Origin of the sequence: Neorhizobium galegae (assembly GCF_017877055.1) — a bacterium.
GTDB classification, from domain to species: domain Bacteria; phylum Pseudomonadota; class Alphaproteobacteria; order Rhizobiales; family Rhizobiaceae; genus Neorhizobium; species Neorhizobium galegae_D.
On sequence record NZ_JAGIPG010000001.1, the window covers coordinates 566,678 to 582,286 of the forward strand.

The 15,609-nt window shown below is 63.5% G+C and carries 15 protein-coding genes; 5 read left to right on the forward strand and 10 right to left on the reverse strand.

Annotated features, from left to right (window positions below; genetic code table 11):
- Positions 1 to 27 precede the first annotated feature (27 nt).
- Both J2857_RS02465 and rpsU read right to left on the reverse strand, forming a co-directional pair.
- On the reverse strand, positions 28 to 915 hold the full coding sequence (locus J2857_RS02465; RefSeq protein ID WP_245362991.1) for a tetratricopeptide repeat protein: 888 nt from the start codon (positions 913 to 915) through the stop codon (positions 28 to 30).
- 120 nt (positions 916 to 1,035) lie between these two features.
- Positions 1,036 to 1,281, reverse strand: a complete 246-nt coding sequence (rpsU, locus tag J2857_RS02470) for a 30S ribosomal protein S21 (protein WP_037077280.1) — start codon at positions 1,279 to 1,281, stop codon at positions 1,036 to 1,038.
- A 464-nt stretch (positions 1,282 to 1,745) separates the two neighbouring features.
- Here rpsU and J2857_RS02475 point away from each other — a divergent pair, with 464 nt between their 5' ends.
- From J2857_RS02475 to J2857_RS02495, 5 genes are all read left to right on the forward strand, one after another.
- On the forward strand, positions 1,746 to 2,999 hold the full coding sequence (locus J2857_RS02475) for a sarcosine oxidase subunit beta family protein (protein ID WP_210008388.1): 1,254 nt from the start codon (positions 1,746 to 1,748) through the stop codon (positions 2,997 to 2,999).
- 15 nt (positions 3,000 to 3,014) lie between these two features.
- Positions 3,015 to 3,356 carry a sarcosine oxidase subunit delta gene (locus tag J2857_RS02480; protein WP_210008389.1) on the forward strand — a complete coding sequence of 114 codons (342 nt, stop codon included), beginning with the start codon at positions 3,015 to 3,017 and terminating at the stop codon, positions 3,354 to 3,356.
- Positions 3,353 to 6,328 (forward strand): sarcosine oxidase subunit alpha, encoded by a 2,976-nt coding sequence (locus tag J2857_RS02485; RefSeq protein WP_210008390.1) that lies wholly within the window; start codon positions 3,353 to 3,355, stop codon positions 6,326 to 6,328. Before J2857_RS02480 ends, J2857_RS02485 begins: the two co-directional genes overlap by 4 nt.
- Positions 6,321 to 6,881 (forward strand): sarcosine oxidase subunit gamma, encoded by a 561-nt coding sequence (locus J2857_RS02490; protein ID WP_210008391.1) that lies wholly within the window; start codon positions 6,321 to 6,323, stop codon positions 6,879 to 6,881. Before J2857_RS02485 ends, J2857_RS02490 begins: the two co-directional genes overlap by 8 nt.
- Before the next feature lie 66 nt (positions 6,882 to 6,947).
- Positions 6,948 to 7,256, forward strand: a complete 309-nt coding sequence (locus J2857_RS02495) for a hypothetical protein (protein WP_210008392.1) — start codon at positions 6,948 to 6,950, stop codon at positions 7,254 to 7,256.
- Here J2857_RS02495 and J2857_RS02500 read toward each other — a convergent pair.
- From J2857_RS02500 to glgC, 8 genes are all read right to left on the reverse strand, one after another.
- A complete protein-coding gene (locus J2857_RS02500; protein WP_210008393.1) occupies positions 7,253 to 7,393 on the reverse strand; it encodes a hypothetical protein in 141 nt (46 codons plus the stop codon). The genes J2857_RS02495 and J2857_RS02500 overlap by 4 nt on opposite strands.
- Positions 7,394 to 7,466: 73 nt before the next feature.
- Positions 7,467 to 7,619 (reverse strand): hypothetical protein, encoded by a 153-nt coding sequence (locus J2857_RS30855; protein WP_245362992.1) that lies wholly within the window; start codon positions 7,617 to 7,619, stop codon positions 7,467 to 7,469.
- Positions 7,616 to 8,674 carry a DUF2332 domain-containing protein gene (locus tag J2857_RS02510; protein WP_210008394.1) on the reverse strand — a complete coding sequence of 353 codons (1,059 nt, stop codon included), beginning with the start codon at positions 8,672 to 8,674 and terminating at the stop codon, positions 7,616 to 7,618. The genes J2857_RS30855 and J2857_RS02510 overlap by 4 nt, the downstream gene beginning before the upstream one ends.
- A 5-nt stretch (positions 8,675 to 8,679) precedes the next feature.
- Positions 8,680 to 9,165: a MaoC family dehydratase gene (locus tag J2857_RS02515; protein WP_210008395.1), complete on the reverse strand. Its 486-nt coding sequence runs from the start codon at positions 9,163 to 9,165 to the stop codon at positions 8,680 to 8,682.
- 133 nt (positions 9,166 to 9,298) lie between these two features.
- On the reverse strand, positions 9,299 to 11,245 hold the full coding sequence (gene glgX / locus J2857_RS02520; RefSeq protein WP_210008396.1) for a glycogen debranching protein GlgX: 1,947 nt from the start codon (positions 11,243 to 11,245) through the stop codon (positions 9,299 to 9,301).
- Between the two features lie 4 nt (positions 11,246 to 11,249).
- Entirely contained in the window at positions 11,250 to 12,878 is a 1,629-nt protein-coding gene (locus tag J2857_RS02525; RefSeq protein WP_210008397.1) for an alpha-D-glucose phosphate-specific phosphoglucomutase, read from the reverse strand.
- 2 nt (positions 12,879 to 12,880) lie between these two features.
- A complete protein-coding gene (gene glgA / locus J2857_RS02530; protein WP_210008398.1) occupies positions 12,881 to 14,338 on the reverse strand; it encodes a glycogen synthase GlgA in 1,458 nt (485 codons plus the stop codon).
- Positions 14,339 to 14,344: 6 nt separating this feature from the next.
- Positions 14,345 to 15,607, reverse strand: coding sequence for a glucose-1-phosphate adenylyltransferase (gene glgC, locus J2857_RS02535; RefSeq protein WP_210008399.1), 1,263 nt, complete (start codon positions 15,605 to 15,607; stop codon positions 14,345 to 14,347).
- Positions 15,608 to 15,609 lie beyond the last annotated feature (2 nt).

Below are 15,609 nucleotides of genomic sequence, written 5' to 3' on the forward strand. Positions count from 1 at the left end.
CGGCTTTGCCGCCAAGCCACCAACAGCTTAGCTGCTGGCGCGGGTGCGGGCAGCGCCGTCCTGGGCGGGCTTGTAGTTCGGGTCGAGACGCATGGCGTGCGAATAGGACTTGTAGGCACGCGCCTTGTCGCCGCGGCGCTCATAGACCAGCGCCTGGTTTGCCCAGGATTCGGCGAGCTTGTCGTTAAGCTCGATCGCACGGTTGAAGTCGGCGAACGCGTTGTCGTCGTCGTTCAACGCGACGTAGGAAATGCCGCGGCCGTTATAGGGTTCCGGCGAGCTCGCAGACAGCGAGATGGCTTTCGAGAAATCTTCGATCGCCTGGGCGTGCTGGCCGCGCAGCTGGTAGATCAGGCCGCGATTGTGCCAGGCACGGCCATCGGTGGTCTCGAGCTGGATCGCCTTGTTGAAGTCGTTGAAGGCTTCGTTGGTGCGGCCGGCCTGGCGATAGATATTGCCGCGGCCGATATAGGCGACGTCGTAGTTCGGGTTGATCTGGAGCGAGCGGTTGTAGTCGTTCGCCGCTTCGACAGGCTTGCCCATGTTGCGGTAGACCAGCGCCCGGTTGGCATAGGCCTGGTAGAATTGCGGATTGAGCTGGATGGCGCGGTTGAAGTCTTCCAGGGCCCGCGAAAACTCGCCGGCGCGTCCATAGGCCGTGCCACGGACGTTATAGCCTTCCGGATCCTGCGGGCTGGAACTGATCACGGAGGAGAGCGAGGCGATGTTTTCTTGCGACCCCTGGGCGCGATCGACGGTGATCATGTCGGTCGAGGTCGTGGTCGCGCAGCCGGCGAGCGCCAGGAGGGCAATCAGCGCGGCTGGCAATGCTGTTTTGCGACGGACGGGAGAAACATGGTTCAAGAGGCCGGAAATTTCGGTTCCACGATCGAGAACGGGATTTTTGGCGGCCATCAGGCGCATTTCCTCATGTCGGGGCAAAGGCATTGGAAGTCTCGGACCAAATCAAAAGAGCGGCGGCGCCCATGTCGCCACCGCCCTGAAAGCACATGAAAACGTCCAAAAAACGGCCGATCAACGAGCCGGGCGTGCTGGAACCGTACGAGCCGGAGCTGCAATCAGGCCTTCGCGCTGCATGCGCTTGCGGGCCAGCTTGCGAACGCGACGAACAGCCTCTGCCTTTTCACGGGCACGCTTCTGCGACGGCTTCTCGTAATAATCGCGCATCTTCATTTCACGGAAAATGCCTTCGCGCTGCATCTTCTTCTTGAGAGCGCGGAGCGCCTGGTCGACGTTGTTGTCGCGGACTAGTACCTGCACGTGAATCCCGTTCCTTTGGTTTGTTGCTCGCCTGGATCGGTACGATTCGAGGCGAAAGAATAACGTCCGCTCGGCCTGGAGCCGTGCGATTGATGACGGCAGATAGCAGAAGAGATGGGCGAAGTCCAGACGCATTAAGGTTGATTGCGCCAATTCGGCGGTCTTTTGCGGGAGATGCAAGTGTGAAAGCCTGTCGCGGTCGATGATCGGAATGCCGGCCGATCCGAAAGCAAGCGATCCGATGGTGATCGGGGCCGGTTTCGCAAGAACCTGGCCGGGCGCAGCAGCTTCCGGCACCCCGGTCCGGCTCGTCCAACTGGCGGACGATCTTGCCCGTGTCGATGGGGAAGGCGAATGCGTCGCAATAGAGCCATTGCGACGCATATTGATTTGCGATGGGTATGGCACTACCCAAATGCCGGCCCCGCGATTAGGGCCGACGATCCGAGGAGTTTTAAGGCGAGATGCGCAGATATTCGGTTTTCGCCGTGGCCCGCGAAGCGATGCGTGCCCACAAGGGCTGGGAAGCGCAGTGGACCTCTCCGGAGCCGCGTTCCAGCTATGACGTGATCATCGTCGGAGCCGGTGGGCATGGTCTGGGCGCTGCCTATTATCTGGCCAAGGAACACGGCATCACCAATGTCGCGGTGATCGAAAAAGGCTGGCTCGGCGGCGGCAATACCGGCCGCAACACGACGATCATCCGTTCCAACTATCTCTACGAAGAGAGCATGGACATCTACGAGCACTCGCTGAAGCTCTGGGAGGGGCTGAGCCAGGATCTCAACTACAATGTCATGTATTCGCCGCGCGGCGTGATGATGCTGTCGCACAACACCCACGACATGCAGAGTTTCAAGCGGCATATCAACGCCAACCGGCTCTACGGCATCGACAACGAATGGCTGACGCCGGAACAGGCCAAGGCCTATGTGCCGCCGCTCGATATTGCCAAGACGGCGCGTTACCCGATCAACGGCGCCGCGCTGCAGCGGCGCGGGGGCACGGCCCGCCACGATGCGGTCGCCTGGGGTTATGCGCGCGCGGCTTCGGATCGCGGCGTTCACATCATCCAGAATTGCGAAGTGACCGGCATCCGTCGCGGCCCGAACGGCGAGGTCCTGGGCGTCGAGACGAGCAAGGGCTTTATCGGGGCGCAGAAGATCGGCGTCTCGGCCGCCGGGCATTCCTCCGTCGTGATGGAGATGGCGGGCGTCAGGGTGCCGCTCCATTCGACTCCGCTGCAAGCGCTGGTCTCGGAGCCGCTGAAGCCGATCTTCCCTTGCGTCGTCATGTCGAACACGGTGCATGCCTATATCTCGCAGTCGGACAAGGGAGAACTCGTCATCGGCGCCGGCACCGACCAGTACAATTCCTATTCCCAGACCGGCGGGTTGCAGATCATCACCCACACGCTCGACGCCATCTGCGAACTCTTCCCGATCTTCCGGCGGGTGAAGATGATGCGCCAGTGGGGCGGCATTACCGACAACACGCCGGACCGCTCGCCGATCCAGGGCGTCACGCCGGTGCCGGGCCTGTTCGTCAATTGCGGCTGGGGCACCGGCGGCTTCAAGGCGACCCCGGGTTCGGCCAATCTCTTCGCGCATCTCATCGCCAAGGGCGAGCCGCACCGGCTGGCGGCAGGGCTGACGCTCGACCGATTCCGGACGGGACGGCTGATCGACGAGGCGGCGGCTGCCGCCGTCGCGCATTAATACAGGGACATCAAGATGCTGCTGATCCATTGCCCCTATTGCGAGGAAGACCGCTCGGAACTGGAATTCCGCTGGGCCGGCGAGGCGCATATTGCGCGGCCGGAGAATATCGCGGCGATTTCGGATGAGGAATTCGCGGAATATTTCTTCCTGCGCAACAATGAAAAAGGCCTCACCTATGAACGCTGGCGGCATATCCACGGCTGCGGCCGGTTCTTCAATGCGGCGCGCGACACGGTGAGCGACAGGTTCCTGACGACCTACAAGGCGGGAATGCCGAAGCAGCTGCTCCCCGAAACCGGGGCCTCCGAAAAGACCGTCGAGACCTATGAAGCGACCGAAGGAGACGCACGATGAGCGCTTCCTCCAATTCAGGCACCTTCCGCATCAAGGGTGCGGGCCGGTTGACGCCCGCCCGCACGGCGCGTTTCACCTTCGACGGCAAGAGTTATACGGCGCTGGAAGGCGATACGGTTGCCTCGGCGCTCCTGGCGCATGGCGTGCATCTGCTTGGCCGCTCGTTCAAATATCATCGGCCGCGCGGCATCTTGTCTGCCGGTCCGGAAGAACCAAACGCGCTGATCGACGTGTCGCGCGATGCGGCACGGCGTCAGCCGAACGTGCGGGCGACAGTGCAGGAAGTCTTCGACGGGGCGAAGATCGCTTCGCAGAACCGCTGGCCGTCGCTGAAGTTCGATGTCGGGGCGATCAACAATCTCTTCTCGCCCTTCTTTGCGGCCGGTTTCTACTACAAGACCTTCATGTGGCCGCGGGAGGCCTGGGTGAAGATCTACGAACCCTTCATCCGCCGTGCGGCCGGCCTCGGTGTGGCGCCGACGGAGGAGGATCCGGATCACTATGCCAACCGCTATGCCCATTGCGACGTGCTGATCGCCGGTGCCGGCGTGGCGGGTCTGACGGCCGCACTTTCTGCGGCAGCGACCGGGCAAAGCGTTTTCCTCGTCGACGAACAGCCGGAAGTCGGCGGCGCGCTGCATTACGACACGGCGACCACGATCGACGGACAGAACGGTTACGACTGGGCGCAGGCGATCGCTGCAAAGCTGAAGGCGATGCCGAACGTCACGGTGCTGACCCGCACGACGGTGTTCGGTTATTACAACCACGGTTTCCTCGGCCTCGTGGAACGGGTGACGGACCATGTCGCCAAACCGGCCAAGAGCGCCCCCCGCGAGCGGCTGTGGCAGGTGCGGGCGAAAAAGGTGGTGCTGGCGACCGGCTCCATCGAGCGGCACATGGTGTTTGCCAATAACGACCGGCCGGGCATCATGCTGGCTTCCGCTGCGCGCACCTTCCTCAATCACCACGGTGTCGCGGTCGGCAGACAGGTTGGCGTCTATACGGCGCATGATTCGGCCTATGAGGCGGCCTTCGACCTGAAGCGGGCGGGCGTCTCGATCGCGGCGATCGTCGATTGCCGCCCCGACCCCGGCGAGGCCTTGCTGGCGCAGGCCCGCGCGCTCGGGATTTCCGTGCTGAGCGGCCATTCGGTGACCGATACCGGCGGCCGGCTGCGAATCTCCTCGATGACCGTTGCGCGCAATGGCGGCGGCGATGCCCGCAGAATAGCGGTCGATTCGCTGATTGTTTCGGCCGGCTGGACGCCTTCGGTGCATCTCTTCTCGCAGTCGCGCGGAAAACTGCGGTTCGACGGCGTCAACCAGCGCTTCCTTCCGGATATCTACGCGCAAAATTGCGTTTCCGTCGGTTCCTGCAACGGCACGGACGACCTCGCCGAACTGATCGACGAGGCGATTGCGGCGGGCGGCGGTTCTGTGACGCTTGCGGGCGAAAACCGGTTCGAATGGACCGGGGGCATGATCGGTGCCGCGGAAGGTGCCGGGCCGGATACGACGGTGAAGGCCTTCGTCGATTTCCAGCACGACGTGACCGCCAAGGACATCCGCCTTGCGGTGCGCGAGGGCATGCATTCGATCGAGCATATCAAGCGCTTCACCACAAACGGCATGGCGTCGGACCAGGGCAAGCTTTCCAACATGCACGGCCTCGCCATCGCCGCCGAAATGCTCGACCGGCCGATCCCGCAGGTGGGGCTGACGACGTTCCGCGCGCCCTATACGCCGGTAACCTACGGCACGCTGGTCGGCCATTCGCGCGGAGAACTCTTCGATCCGGCGCGCAAGACGCCGATGCATGCGCTGGAAGCGGCTGAGGGCGCCGAGTTCGAGGATGTCGGCAACTGGAAGCGCGCCTGGTATTACCCGAGGCGCGGCGAGGACATGCTGGCTGCCGTCAACCGCGAATGCCGGACGGTGCGCGAGGTGGCGGGCGTGTTCAACGGCTCGACGCTCGGCAAGATCGAGGTGGTCGGGCCGGATGCTGCGCAGTTCCTGAACCTGCTCTATACGAACGCCTGGGACAGCCTGAAACCCGGCAAGAGCCGCTACGGGATCATGACCCGCGAGGACGGTTTCGTGTATGACGACGGCGTCGTCGGCCGGCTTGCCGAAGACCGGTTCCATGTGACGACCACGACCGGCGGTGCGCCGCGCGTGCTGCACCACATGGAAGACTATCTCCAGACGGAATTCCCGCATCTGAGAGTCTGGCTGACATCCACGACCGAACAATGGGCCGTCATCGCCGTGCAGGGGCCGAAGGCGCGCGAGATCATCCAGCCTTTCGTCGATGGCGTGGATATCTCCAACGAGGCCTTCCCGCATATGAGCGTGGCGGAATGCTCGGTCATGGGTGTTCCGGCGCGGCTGTTTCGCGTGTCGTTCACCGGCGAACTCGGTTATGAAATCAACGTGCCGGCGGACTACGGCCCGGCTGTCTGGAGGGCGATATGGGAGCGGGCGGCGCCGATCGGCGCCTGTCTCTACGGCACCGAGACCATGCACGTGCTGCGCGCCGAGAAGGGGTACATCATCGTCGGCCAGGATACGGACGGCACGGTGACGCCAGACGATGCGGGCCTCGGCTGGGCGGTTTCTTCGAAGAAGTCGGATTTCGTCGGCATCCGTGGATTGAAGCGCCCGGACCTGGTGCGCGAGGGGCGCAAGCAGCTCGTCGGACTGCTCACCAAGGACCCGGCGCTGGTGCTGGAGGAGGGCGGGCAGATCGTCGCCGATCCCAACCAGGCCAGGCCGATGACCATGCTCGGCCATGTGACATCGGCCTACTGGTCGGAGAATTGCGGCCGCTCGATTGCGCTGGCGCTGGTCGCCGGCGGAAGGGCGCGGATCGGTGAGACGCTCCATGTGCCGCTTAAAGACAGGACGATCGAGGTGGAAGTGACCGACATGGTGTTCTTCGACAAGCAGGGAGGCCGCATCAATGGTTGATTCCGGCGCCGATCTGGCAAACCGCACTTCGCCTCTTTCCGGTTTTCACGGCGGTTCCTCGACCGTCCGCCTCGAAGCAGCACCGCCCGCCGAGCGCATTTCGCTGCGGTGCAGGGCCGAGGATGTCGCGGCGCTCTCCTCGGCGCTCGGCGTCGATCTGCCGGTCAGGCCGAAAACATCGGCTTCCGCCAACGGCCGCTCGGCCCTGTGGCTCGGGCCGGACGAATGGCTGGTGATCGCGGAGGAGAACGGCGGGCTGATGCAGGCCGCGAAGAACTCCGGCGCGCTGCATTCGGCGACGGATGTATCCCACCGCAATACGGCGATCCTGGTGTCGGGGCGGGGGGCCGCGGCGGCGATCAATGCCGGCTGCCCGCAGGACCTGTCGCTGAAGGTCTTCCCGGTCGGCGCCTGCTCGCGGACCGTGTTCGGCAAGGTGGAAATCGTGCTTCTGCGAACCGGCGAAGATGCCTTCCGGGTGGAGGTGTGGCGGTCGTTCTCCGACTACGCCTTCGGCCTGCTGGCGGAAGGTGCGCAGGACGCGGCCGTCTAAGACAATAGCCTCACTTGACTTGCTCTTACAGAACCTCACTCTCCGCATGAGAATGGGGAGGATGTCATGGGACAATTCACACTGATGGCGATCGCCGTCGTTGCGGCGGTGACCGGCGGGGCGATGGCCGCAAAGCTTGCCGGAATCGAGACCTGGAAAGGTGCGCTGATCGGCGCCTGCGCGTCGGTCGCGGGCGCTATTGCCTTCTTCGCCCCTGGGATCGACCGGAGCCTCTCCATCCCGATAGCCGGATTGATCGGGGCCGGCATTTCCGGCGCGGCCGTCGGCCTGACGCCGACCCGCACCGCCCACATCGCGATCGGCGCGGCGCTACTGCCGCTCATCGGTTTCGTACTGATGGAGATGGGGGCTTAGGCAGCGCGGGAATCACTCGCCGGGTTGGCGGGGTTTGTGCTTGCGGTCGAGATCCCATTCGTGCAGGCGATACGCGTATAGGCGATGATCCCGATAATGGCAGGCATTCCGAATGAGACGAAAAATTCTATCGTCATGCCAGTCTCCTCAGGGTTAGCCTCGCCAGGTAATGTAGGAATACCGCGATCATAAGCCAGCCCACAAAGCATCCTACCACGCGAAGCCGAACTGGGTACCTACATTGCCGATGCCATAGAGCATCGCCGCAACCGGCGTAACGACGCCGACGGTGATGCACGCCGTGGACGCTCGATCGAAGGCATTCGCCAGCAGTTTCGTCTGCTCGATCTCGGCTGGGGTCAAACCTCCCACCCCCGCCACTTCACCCAACGGCCGTGGGGATCGATGCGGCCGAGTTCGCGGATCTCGCCGGTCGGCCAGATCTGCAGGCTGAGCGCCGCGCTGTCCGGATCGTCGTCCATTTCCATCTGCAGGCGGGCGAGCGGGGCTTGTTCCGTCGCACGGCTACCGGCCTCGACGATGATTGCCTCGCCCGCGGCGCGGGCTTGTGGCGGCAGGTATTGCCAGGCGATCGAATGGTAGACGACGTGGACCGTGCCGGGCACGAGCACCTTCAGCCGCTTGTCGCGCAGCCAGGCGAGCGCATCGCCCTTTTCGACGGGCGCCGGATGCTCTCTGGCGATCTGCAGCGCGGCTCGCGTGCGTTCCATCCGGTCCGCCTGATCGGCCCAGATGTAGGACAGGAGCCGCAGGCTGTCTTGCGGCGAGTTGGGGTCGAGCGGGTTGAGGTCGCAGCCGGCGCGGTTCGCGACGGTGATCTCGACATCAGGCGGGAAGGGACCTTGCCAATCGGGTTTCAGCCGGACCGCAGACGACGGATCGCCCCAGACGAAGCCGCCAAGATCGTGGTGATAGCGGTCCCAGTTGAGGTTGAGTCCCATGCTGGCGCCGAATTCCGACAGGATCAGCGGCTTGCCAAACAGTTGGGCAATGGTGAGGAAGCCGGCGAGCAGGCCGCTCGAGCGGCGCACCTCGTTGGTCTGAGGCGCGAACTTCAGCCGTTCGAGAATGAAGGCTTCATGTGTTTCGAAGGCCGTGGCGAGCGCCGTCCAAAGCACGTCGTCGCCCACGTCGTTCGGCGGATAGGCTGCCTTCAGGCAATCGTCCTTGCCGTCGATGACCAGCGCATGCAGCGCGCCGGCGAGGCGGGTGGGCACCAGGTCGCCCCGGGTGGCAGGATCTCCTTCCCAGCTGAGAATTCGCCGGCCCACTTCGGTTGAACGGTCAAGATGTTCCAGCATCAATGTGCCGAGGCGAGCGGTAAAGGGCGACCCCAGGATCTGGCCCCCGACGATCTGTTCCCGGAACGCCTGCCTGATTTCGTCTTCGGATGCCATGGCGCTCACACTCCTTCGGGCCGGTCCTTCGGGTCGAACTGGACGATGGTGGTCCAGATGGCCGTGAGCGCCGGTTTCTTTTCGTTCTCGATCTCGACCGAGACGTCATAGGTGGTCATCAGCATGCCGGCGCCGCGGAAGCGGATTTCGGCAAGGGTGAAATGGCCGCGGATGCGGCTGCCGCTTTTGACAGGCGACATGAAGCGGATGCGGTCGAAACCGTAATTGATGCCCATGGTCTGTTCGCGGATTTTGGGCACGCAGTCGAAGTTCATGGCGGACAGCAGCGACAGCGTCAGGAAGCCGTGGGCGATGGTGCCGCCGAAGGGGCTCTCCGCAGCCGCGCGTTCCGGATCGACATGGATGAACTGGTGATCGTGGGTGGCATCCGCGAAGAGGTCGATCATCGGCTGATCCACCGTGATCCATTCCGATGTACCGATCTCCGTGCCAACCAGCCCCTCGACCTCGGTTAGCGAAATTTCACGCATGCGACCTCACTGATTTCTTCCAGAAAGCGGGCGCAATCCCGGACGAAACCGCCTGGCATTTTCCCGGAACTGCTCTGATGGCTGGCGGACTTTACAGGGTTTGCCTCGGTTGGCGAGTGATTTTTGCGGCGCATCATTCCTCGATGCAGAAACGCACCGAGCGGGCGGGAAGCACTTGATTCCAAAGCTCGCGGGAGGCGAAATGTTTCCATCCCCAGCCGGGAAGCGCGAAGCTTGCCTGCTCGTGGCCGCGGTTGAAGAGGATGGCGATGCGGGTGTCCCTGTCGGTCTGCCGGTCGAGCGTTTTCAGCACCATGCCGAGCACCGGATTGCCGGGATTTTCCCAGTCGCCGACTTCCATGGGCTTTCCGGAGGCGGACAGCCATTCGACATCGCCGTTGCCGGTGAAGAAGGAGGTTTCCGAAAAGACCGCGAAGCGTTTTCGGAGCGCTGCGAGCATGGCGGTGTGTTCGATCAGCGTCTTGTCGATCTTGCTCCAGTCGAACCAGGTAATCGCATTGTCCTGGCAATAGGCGTTGTTGTTGCCGCGCTGGCTGCGTCCGGCTTCGTCGCCCATGGTCAGCATGACCGTGCCGCGGCTGGCAAACAGGGTGGAGATGAGGGCCGCGACATCGCGGCGGCGGTTCTCGTTGATGGCAGCATCGTCGGTCTCGCCTTCGATGCCGTTGTTCCAGGAAAAGTTTTCGCCGTGGCCGTCGCGGTTCTGTTCGCCGTTCGCCTCGTTGTGCTTGTGCTCGTTGGAGACGAGGTCCATCAGCGTGAAGCCGTCATGGGCGGCGAGGAAGTTGACTGTCCGGCTGCGGCCGGATTTTTCGAAAATATCCGACGAGCCGGAGAGCCGTGTGGCGAGCGCGCCCGTCGTCCACTCGTCGCCGCGCCAGTAGCGGCGCATGTCGTCACGGGCGCGGTCGTTCCATTCGAGGAAGGGCTCCGGGAAATTGCCGAGCTGGTAACCCCCATGGCCGATATCCCAGGGCTCGGCGATCAGGATGCGATCCTTCAGTGCCTCGTCGCAGATCATCGCCTTCAGCGTCTCGCCCTTGGCCTCGAAACCGCTTTCCGTGCGGCCGATGATCGGGGCGAGGTCGAAGCGGAAACCGTCTATGCCGGCATGAATGACGAAATGGCGGAGCGTGTCGACGATCAGCCGGCGGACATAAGGGTGGTCGCAGGCGACCGTGTTGCCGGTGCCGGTATCGTTGACCAGACGGCCGGGTTCGCCGTGGACATGGCGGTAATAGGAGCGGTTGTCGAGGCCGCGCATGGAAAGCGTCGCGCCAAAACGGTCGCTCTCGCCGGTATGATTGAAGACGAGGTCGAGGATGGTGCCGATGCCGGCCTGGTGCAGCGTCGTGACCGTCTCGCGCAGTTCCTTGATCCCGCCGGGGCAGAGGCGCGGATCGAGCGCCATGAAGGCGACCGGATTGTAGCCCCAGCCGTTGGTGAGGCCGAGCGGGGGAAGGTGGCGTTCGTCGATCCAGGCGGTGATCGGCATCAGCTCGATCGCATCGACGCCGATCTTCTTCAGGTGCGCGATGATCGACGGATGGGCAAGGGCTGCGACCGTGCCGCGCTGTTTCTCCGGGATGGCCGGGTGGAGGATGGTGAAGGGTTTTACCGCGACCTCGTAGACGAAGCCCCCTGGCGGCAGGATCGGCCGGCCGATCTTGGCGAGCGGATCGCGGGTGACGATCGTCTTCGGCACGAGATCGGCGGTATCGACGCCGAACATCGAGAGCCGGGCGTCATGCCGGAAGGGACGATCGAGCTCGCGGGCATAGGGATCGACGAGCAGTTTCGACGAGTCGAACCAGGAGCCGTTGTCCGGATCGTAGGCACCCCAGGCGCGGTAGCCGTAACGGGCACCGACACCGAGCGCCGGCACCGAAATGCGGTGGATGTCGTCGCGGCCGCGCACCAGCCGATGGCGGGCGGTCTCACGTTTTCCCTCGGGGTCGAAGAGGCAGAGTTCGATCCGCTCGGCGTTATGGGACCAGACGGCGAATTCTGCGCCGTCTGCTGTCAAGGTCACGCCGCCCTGGATCGTCGCTTTCGCCATAGGCTCACGTAATCACGGTAGGCTTGTCGCGGCCTGTCCTCTTGCGGAGATCGGAAATCTGGTCGGCAACCGCGATGAGGTCGGCGAGCGCCTCCTGGGTGTCGATCGCATGGCGGGACGGATCCGGCTCGTAGCGCTCGACATAGACGCGGATCGTGGCGCCTGACGTGCCGGTGCCGGAGAGGCGGAAGACGACGCGGGAGCCGCCTTCGAAGAGGATGCGGATGCCCTGGTTCTTGGAGACCGAGCCGTCGATCGGATCGTGATAGGCGAAGTCGTCCGCGGTTGCGACTTTCAGTGCGCCGAAGGACTGGCCGGGAAGGGTGGCCAGCTTGTCGCGCAGGGCGGTGATCAGGAGGTTGGCGGCGTCCGAATCGACCTCCTCGTAATCGTGGCGGGAGTAGTAGTTGCGGCCATATTCGGCCCAGTGCGACTTGACGATTTCGGCGACGCTTTCGTTGCGGGCGGCCATGATGTTCAGCCAGAAGAGCACGGCCCAGAGGCCGTCCTTTTCGCGCACGTGGTCGGAGCCGGTGCCGAAGCTTTCCTCGCCGCAGACGGTGGCCTTGCCGGCGTCGAGCAGGTTGCCGAAGAATTTCCAGCCGGTCGGGGTTTCAAACATGCCGATGCCGAGCTTTTCGGCAACGCGATCGGCGGCGGCGCTGGTCGGCATGGAACGGGCGATGCCGGCGATGCCGCGGGCGTAACCGGGCGCCACGGTGGCGTTGGCGGCGATGATTGCCAAGCTGTCGGAGGGGGTGACGAACATGCCCTTGCCGACGATCATGTTGCGGTCGCCGTCGCCGTCGGACGCGGCGCCGAAATGCGGGCCGCCGGGGCTCATCACGTCGTCATAGAGTTCCTTGGCGTGGACGAGGTTCGGGTCCGGGTGGTGGCCGCCGAAATCCGGCAGGGGAACCGCGTTGCGCACCGAGCCTTCCGGGGCGCCGAGGCGGTTTTCGAGGATCTGCCGCGCATAGGGGCCGGTGACGGCGCCCATCGAATCGATGACCACGTTGACGCCGCTGGCGATCAACGACCGGATCGACGGGAAGTCGAAGAGCTGTTCCATCAGTTCGGCATAGTCGGCGACCGGATCGATCACCTCGACCGCCATGCCGGCGACGTCGAAGGTCCCGATCGCATCGAGATCGAGATCGGCGACATCGGCGATCTTATAGGTATCGATGACCTTGGAGCGGGCGAAGATCGCGTCGGTGATCTTTTCCGGGGCCGGGCCGCCATTGCCGATATTGTACTTGATGCCGAAATCCTCGGTCGGTCCGCCGGGATTGTGGCTGGCCGAGAGGATGATGCCGCCGAAGGCCTTGTACTTGCGGATGATGTTGGAGGCGGCGGGCGTCGAGAGGATGCCGCCCTGACCGACCATGACCTTGCCGAAGCCGGCGGCTGCGGCCATCTTGATTGCCTTCTGGATGACTTCGCGGTTGTAGTAGCGGCCGTCGCCGCCGATCACCAGCGTCTGGCCCTCGAAGCCTTCGAGACTGTCGAAGATCGACTGGATAAAGTTCTCCGCGTAGTTTTCCTGCGCGAAGACCGGAACCTTCTTGCGCAGGCCGGACGTGCCCGGCTTCTGATCCTGAAAGGGTGTCGTCGAAACGGTCTTGATCATGGTCATGATCCTTTTTTGGCAATGAGGCTGGCATAGAGGCCGGCATAGAGACCGGCGCTTCTCTCCCAGGAGACATCGGATTTCATGCCCTGCTTCTGCATCCCCGTCCAGACCTTCGGCTGATGGTAGAGGCGAACCGTGCGGCGAAGCGCCCGGCGCAGGTTGTCGGTGGTGACCGGTCCGAAGGTGACGCCCGTCGCGGCCTTGGAGGCGACCGCCGCGTGGCTGGCGTCGATGACGGTGTCGTTCAGGCCGCCGGTGCGCGCGACGACCGGAATGCAGCCGTAGCGCAGGCCGTAGAGTTGGGTGAGGCCGCAGGGCTCGAAGCGGGAGGGAATGACGATCGCATCGCAGCCCGCCTGCATCAGGTGGGAGAGCGGTTCGTCATAGATGGAGAGGACGGCGACCTTGCCGGGATGGCGTTTTGCGGCCGCATGGAAGGCGTTTTCGAGCGCCCGGTCGCCGGAGCCGAGCACGGCGAGCCGGCCGCCTATGGCGACGAGATCGTCGAGCGTCTCGGAGAGCAGGTCCATGCCCTTCTGCCAGGTGAGACGCGATATGACGCAGAACAGCGGCCCGGCCTCCTGGTCGAGGCCGAAGCGTTCGGCAACCGCCTGCTTGTTCTCGGCGCGGGTCTTCAGCGTCGCGGCGTTGTAGTGGGATTTCACCGCGGGGTCGGTGGCCGGGTCCCAGATGTCGGCATCGATGCCGTTGACGATGCCATGGAGATCGCCCTGGCGGATCGTTAGCAGGCCTTCGAGACCCATGCCGAATTCGGGGGTGAGGATTTCCTCGGCATAAGACGGGCTGACGGTCGAGATCGCCCAACTCGTCTGCAGGCCTGCCTTCAGGAAGCCGACACCGCCGAAATATTCGACGCCCTCGATGCCGAAAGCATGTGCCGGCAGTTCGAGATAGGGGAAGATATCGGCGCCGTACTGGCCCTGGAAGGCGATGTTGTGGATGGTGATCAGCGTCGGCACTTCGGGTTCGGCGGAATAGCGCATGTAGGCCGGCACCATCGCCGCCTGCCAGTCGTGCACGTGGACGATATCCGGCCGCCAGCCCTTATCGCCATCAGCCATGGCCCCTTGCGCGATCATCGCGCCGGCCTTGGAGAGGGCCGCGAATCGCCGCCAGTTGTCGAAGTGATCCTTGCCGGTGGCATCGACATAGGGTCCGCCGGGACGGTCGAAGAAGACGGGCGAATCAAGGATGAGCAGATCGAGCCCCTGATGCTCGACTTCGAGCACGTTGGCCCGGGCGCCGAGCAGATTGTCGAAGCTGATGACGAACCTTGCGTCCTTCACTGCCCGCATCACCGCCGGATAACCGGGCATCAGCGTCTTCACTGAAACGCCATGTCCTTTCAGTGCAATCGGCAGCGCGCCGGCCACATCGGCAAGTCCACCGGTCTTGACCAGCGGATAGACTTCGGACGCAACCGAAAGCACTTCCATAACGCGTTACAGGTCCAGTTTGTCGATCATCGTCTGGGTGATCAGGCAGATGCCGTTTTCGGTGCGGCGGAAACGTTTCGCATCGAGTTCGGGATCCTCGCCGACCACCAGGCCTTCGGGAATGGTTACACCGTGATCGATGACGACATTGCGAAGCTGCGCGCGTCTTCCGATCCTGACATTCGGCAGCACGACCGCGCCGTCGAGGCGGGAATAGGAATTGGCGCGAACGCCGGTGAAGAGCAGGCTTCGATTGAGCGACGAACCGGAGATGATGCAGTCGCCGGATACGACCGAGGAGGTCGCTGAGCCGCGGCGATCTTCGTCGTCATGGACGAACTTGGCCGGCGGGGTGATTTCCGCATAGGTCCAGATCGGCCAGGACTTGTCGTAGATATCAAGCCCGGGGACGATTTCCGTCAGGTCGATATTGGCCTGCCAGTAGGCGTCGACCGTGCCGGCATCGCGCCAGTAGGGCTCGCGCTCGAAATCGGAGCGGACGCAGCTATCGGCGAAACGATGGGCGACGGCTTTGCCGTGTTCGACGATATAGGGGATGATGTCCTTGCCGAAATCGCGGCTCGACCCGGGCGTTTCCGCGTCGCGTTTCAGGATGTCCATCAGGAACTTGGTGTGGAAGACGTAGATGCCCATCGAGGCGAGCGCAAAATCCGGATTGCCGGGAATGCCGGGCGGGTCGGCGGGTTTTTCGACGAAGGCGATGATCTCGTCCTTCTCGTTGACATGCATGACGCCGAAGCCGGTCGCTTCCATGCGCGGCACTTCCAGGCAGCCGACGGTGACCTGGGCGCCTGAATCCACATGCTGCTGCAGCATGTATTCGTAGTCCATCTTGTACACGTGGTCGCCGGCGAGGATGACCATGTATTCGGGCGCGTAGGCCTCGATGATGTCGATGTTCTGGAAGACGGCGTCGGCGGTGCCTTCGTACCATTGCGTCTCGGAGACGCGCTGGGAGGCGGGCAGGATGTCGAAGCTTTCGTTGCGCTCGGGGCGGAAGAAGTTCCAGCCGCGCTGCATGTGGCGGATCAGCGAATGCGCCTTGTACTGCGTTGCGACCCCGATGCGGCGGATGCCGGAATTCAGCGCGTTCGACAGCGCGAAATCAATGATGCGTGCCTTGCCGCCAAAATAGACGGCGGGCTTGGCGCGGCGGTCGGTGAGTTCCTTCAAGCGGCTGCCGCGGCCGCCGGCAAGCACATAGGCCATTGCATCACGCGACAGGGGCTGAATTCTCTTTTCGTTCATTG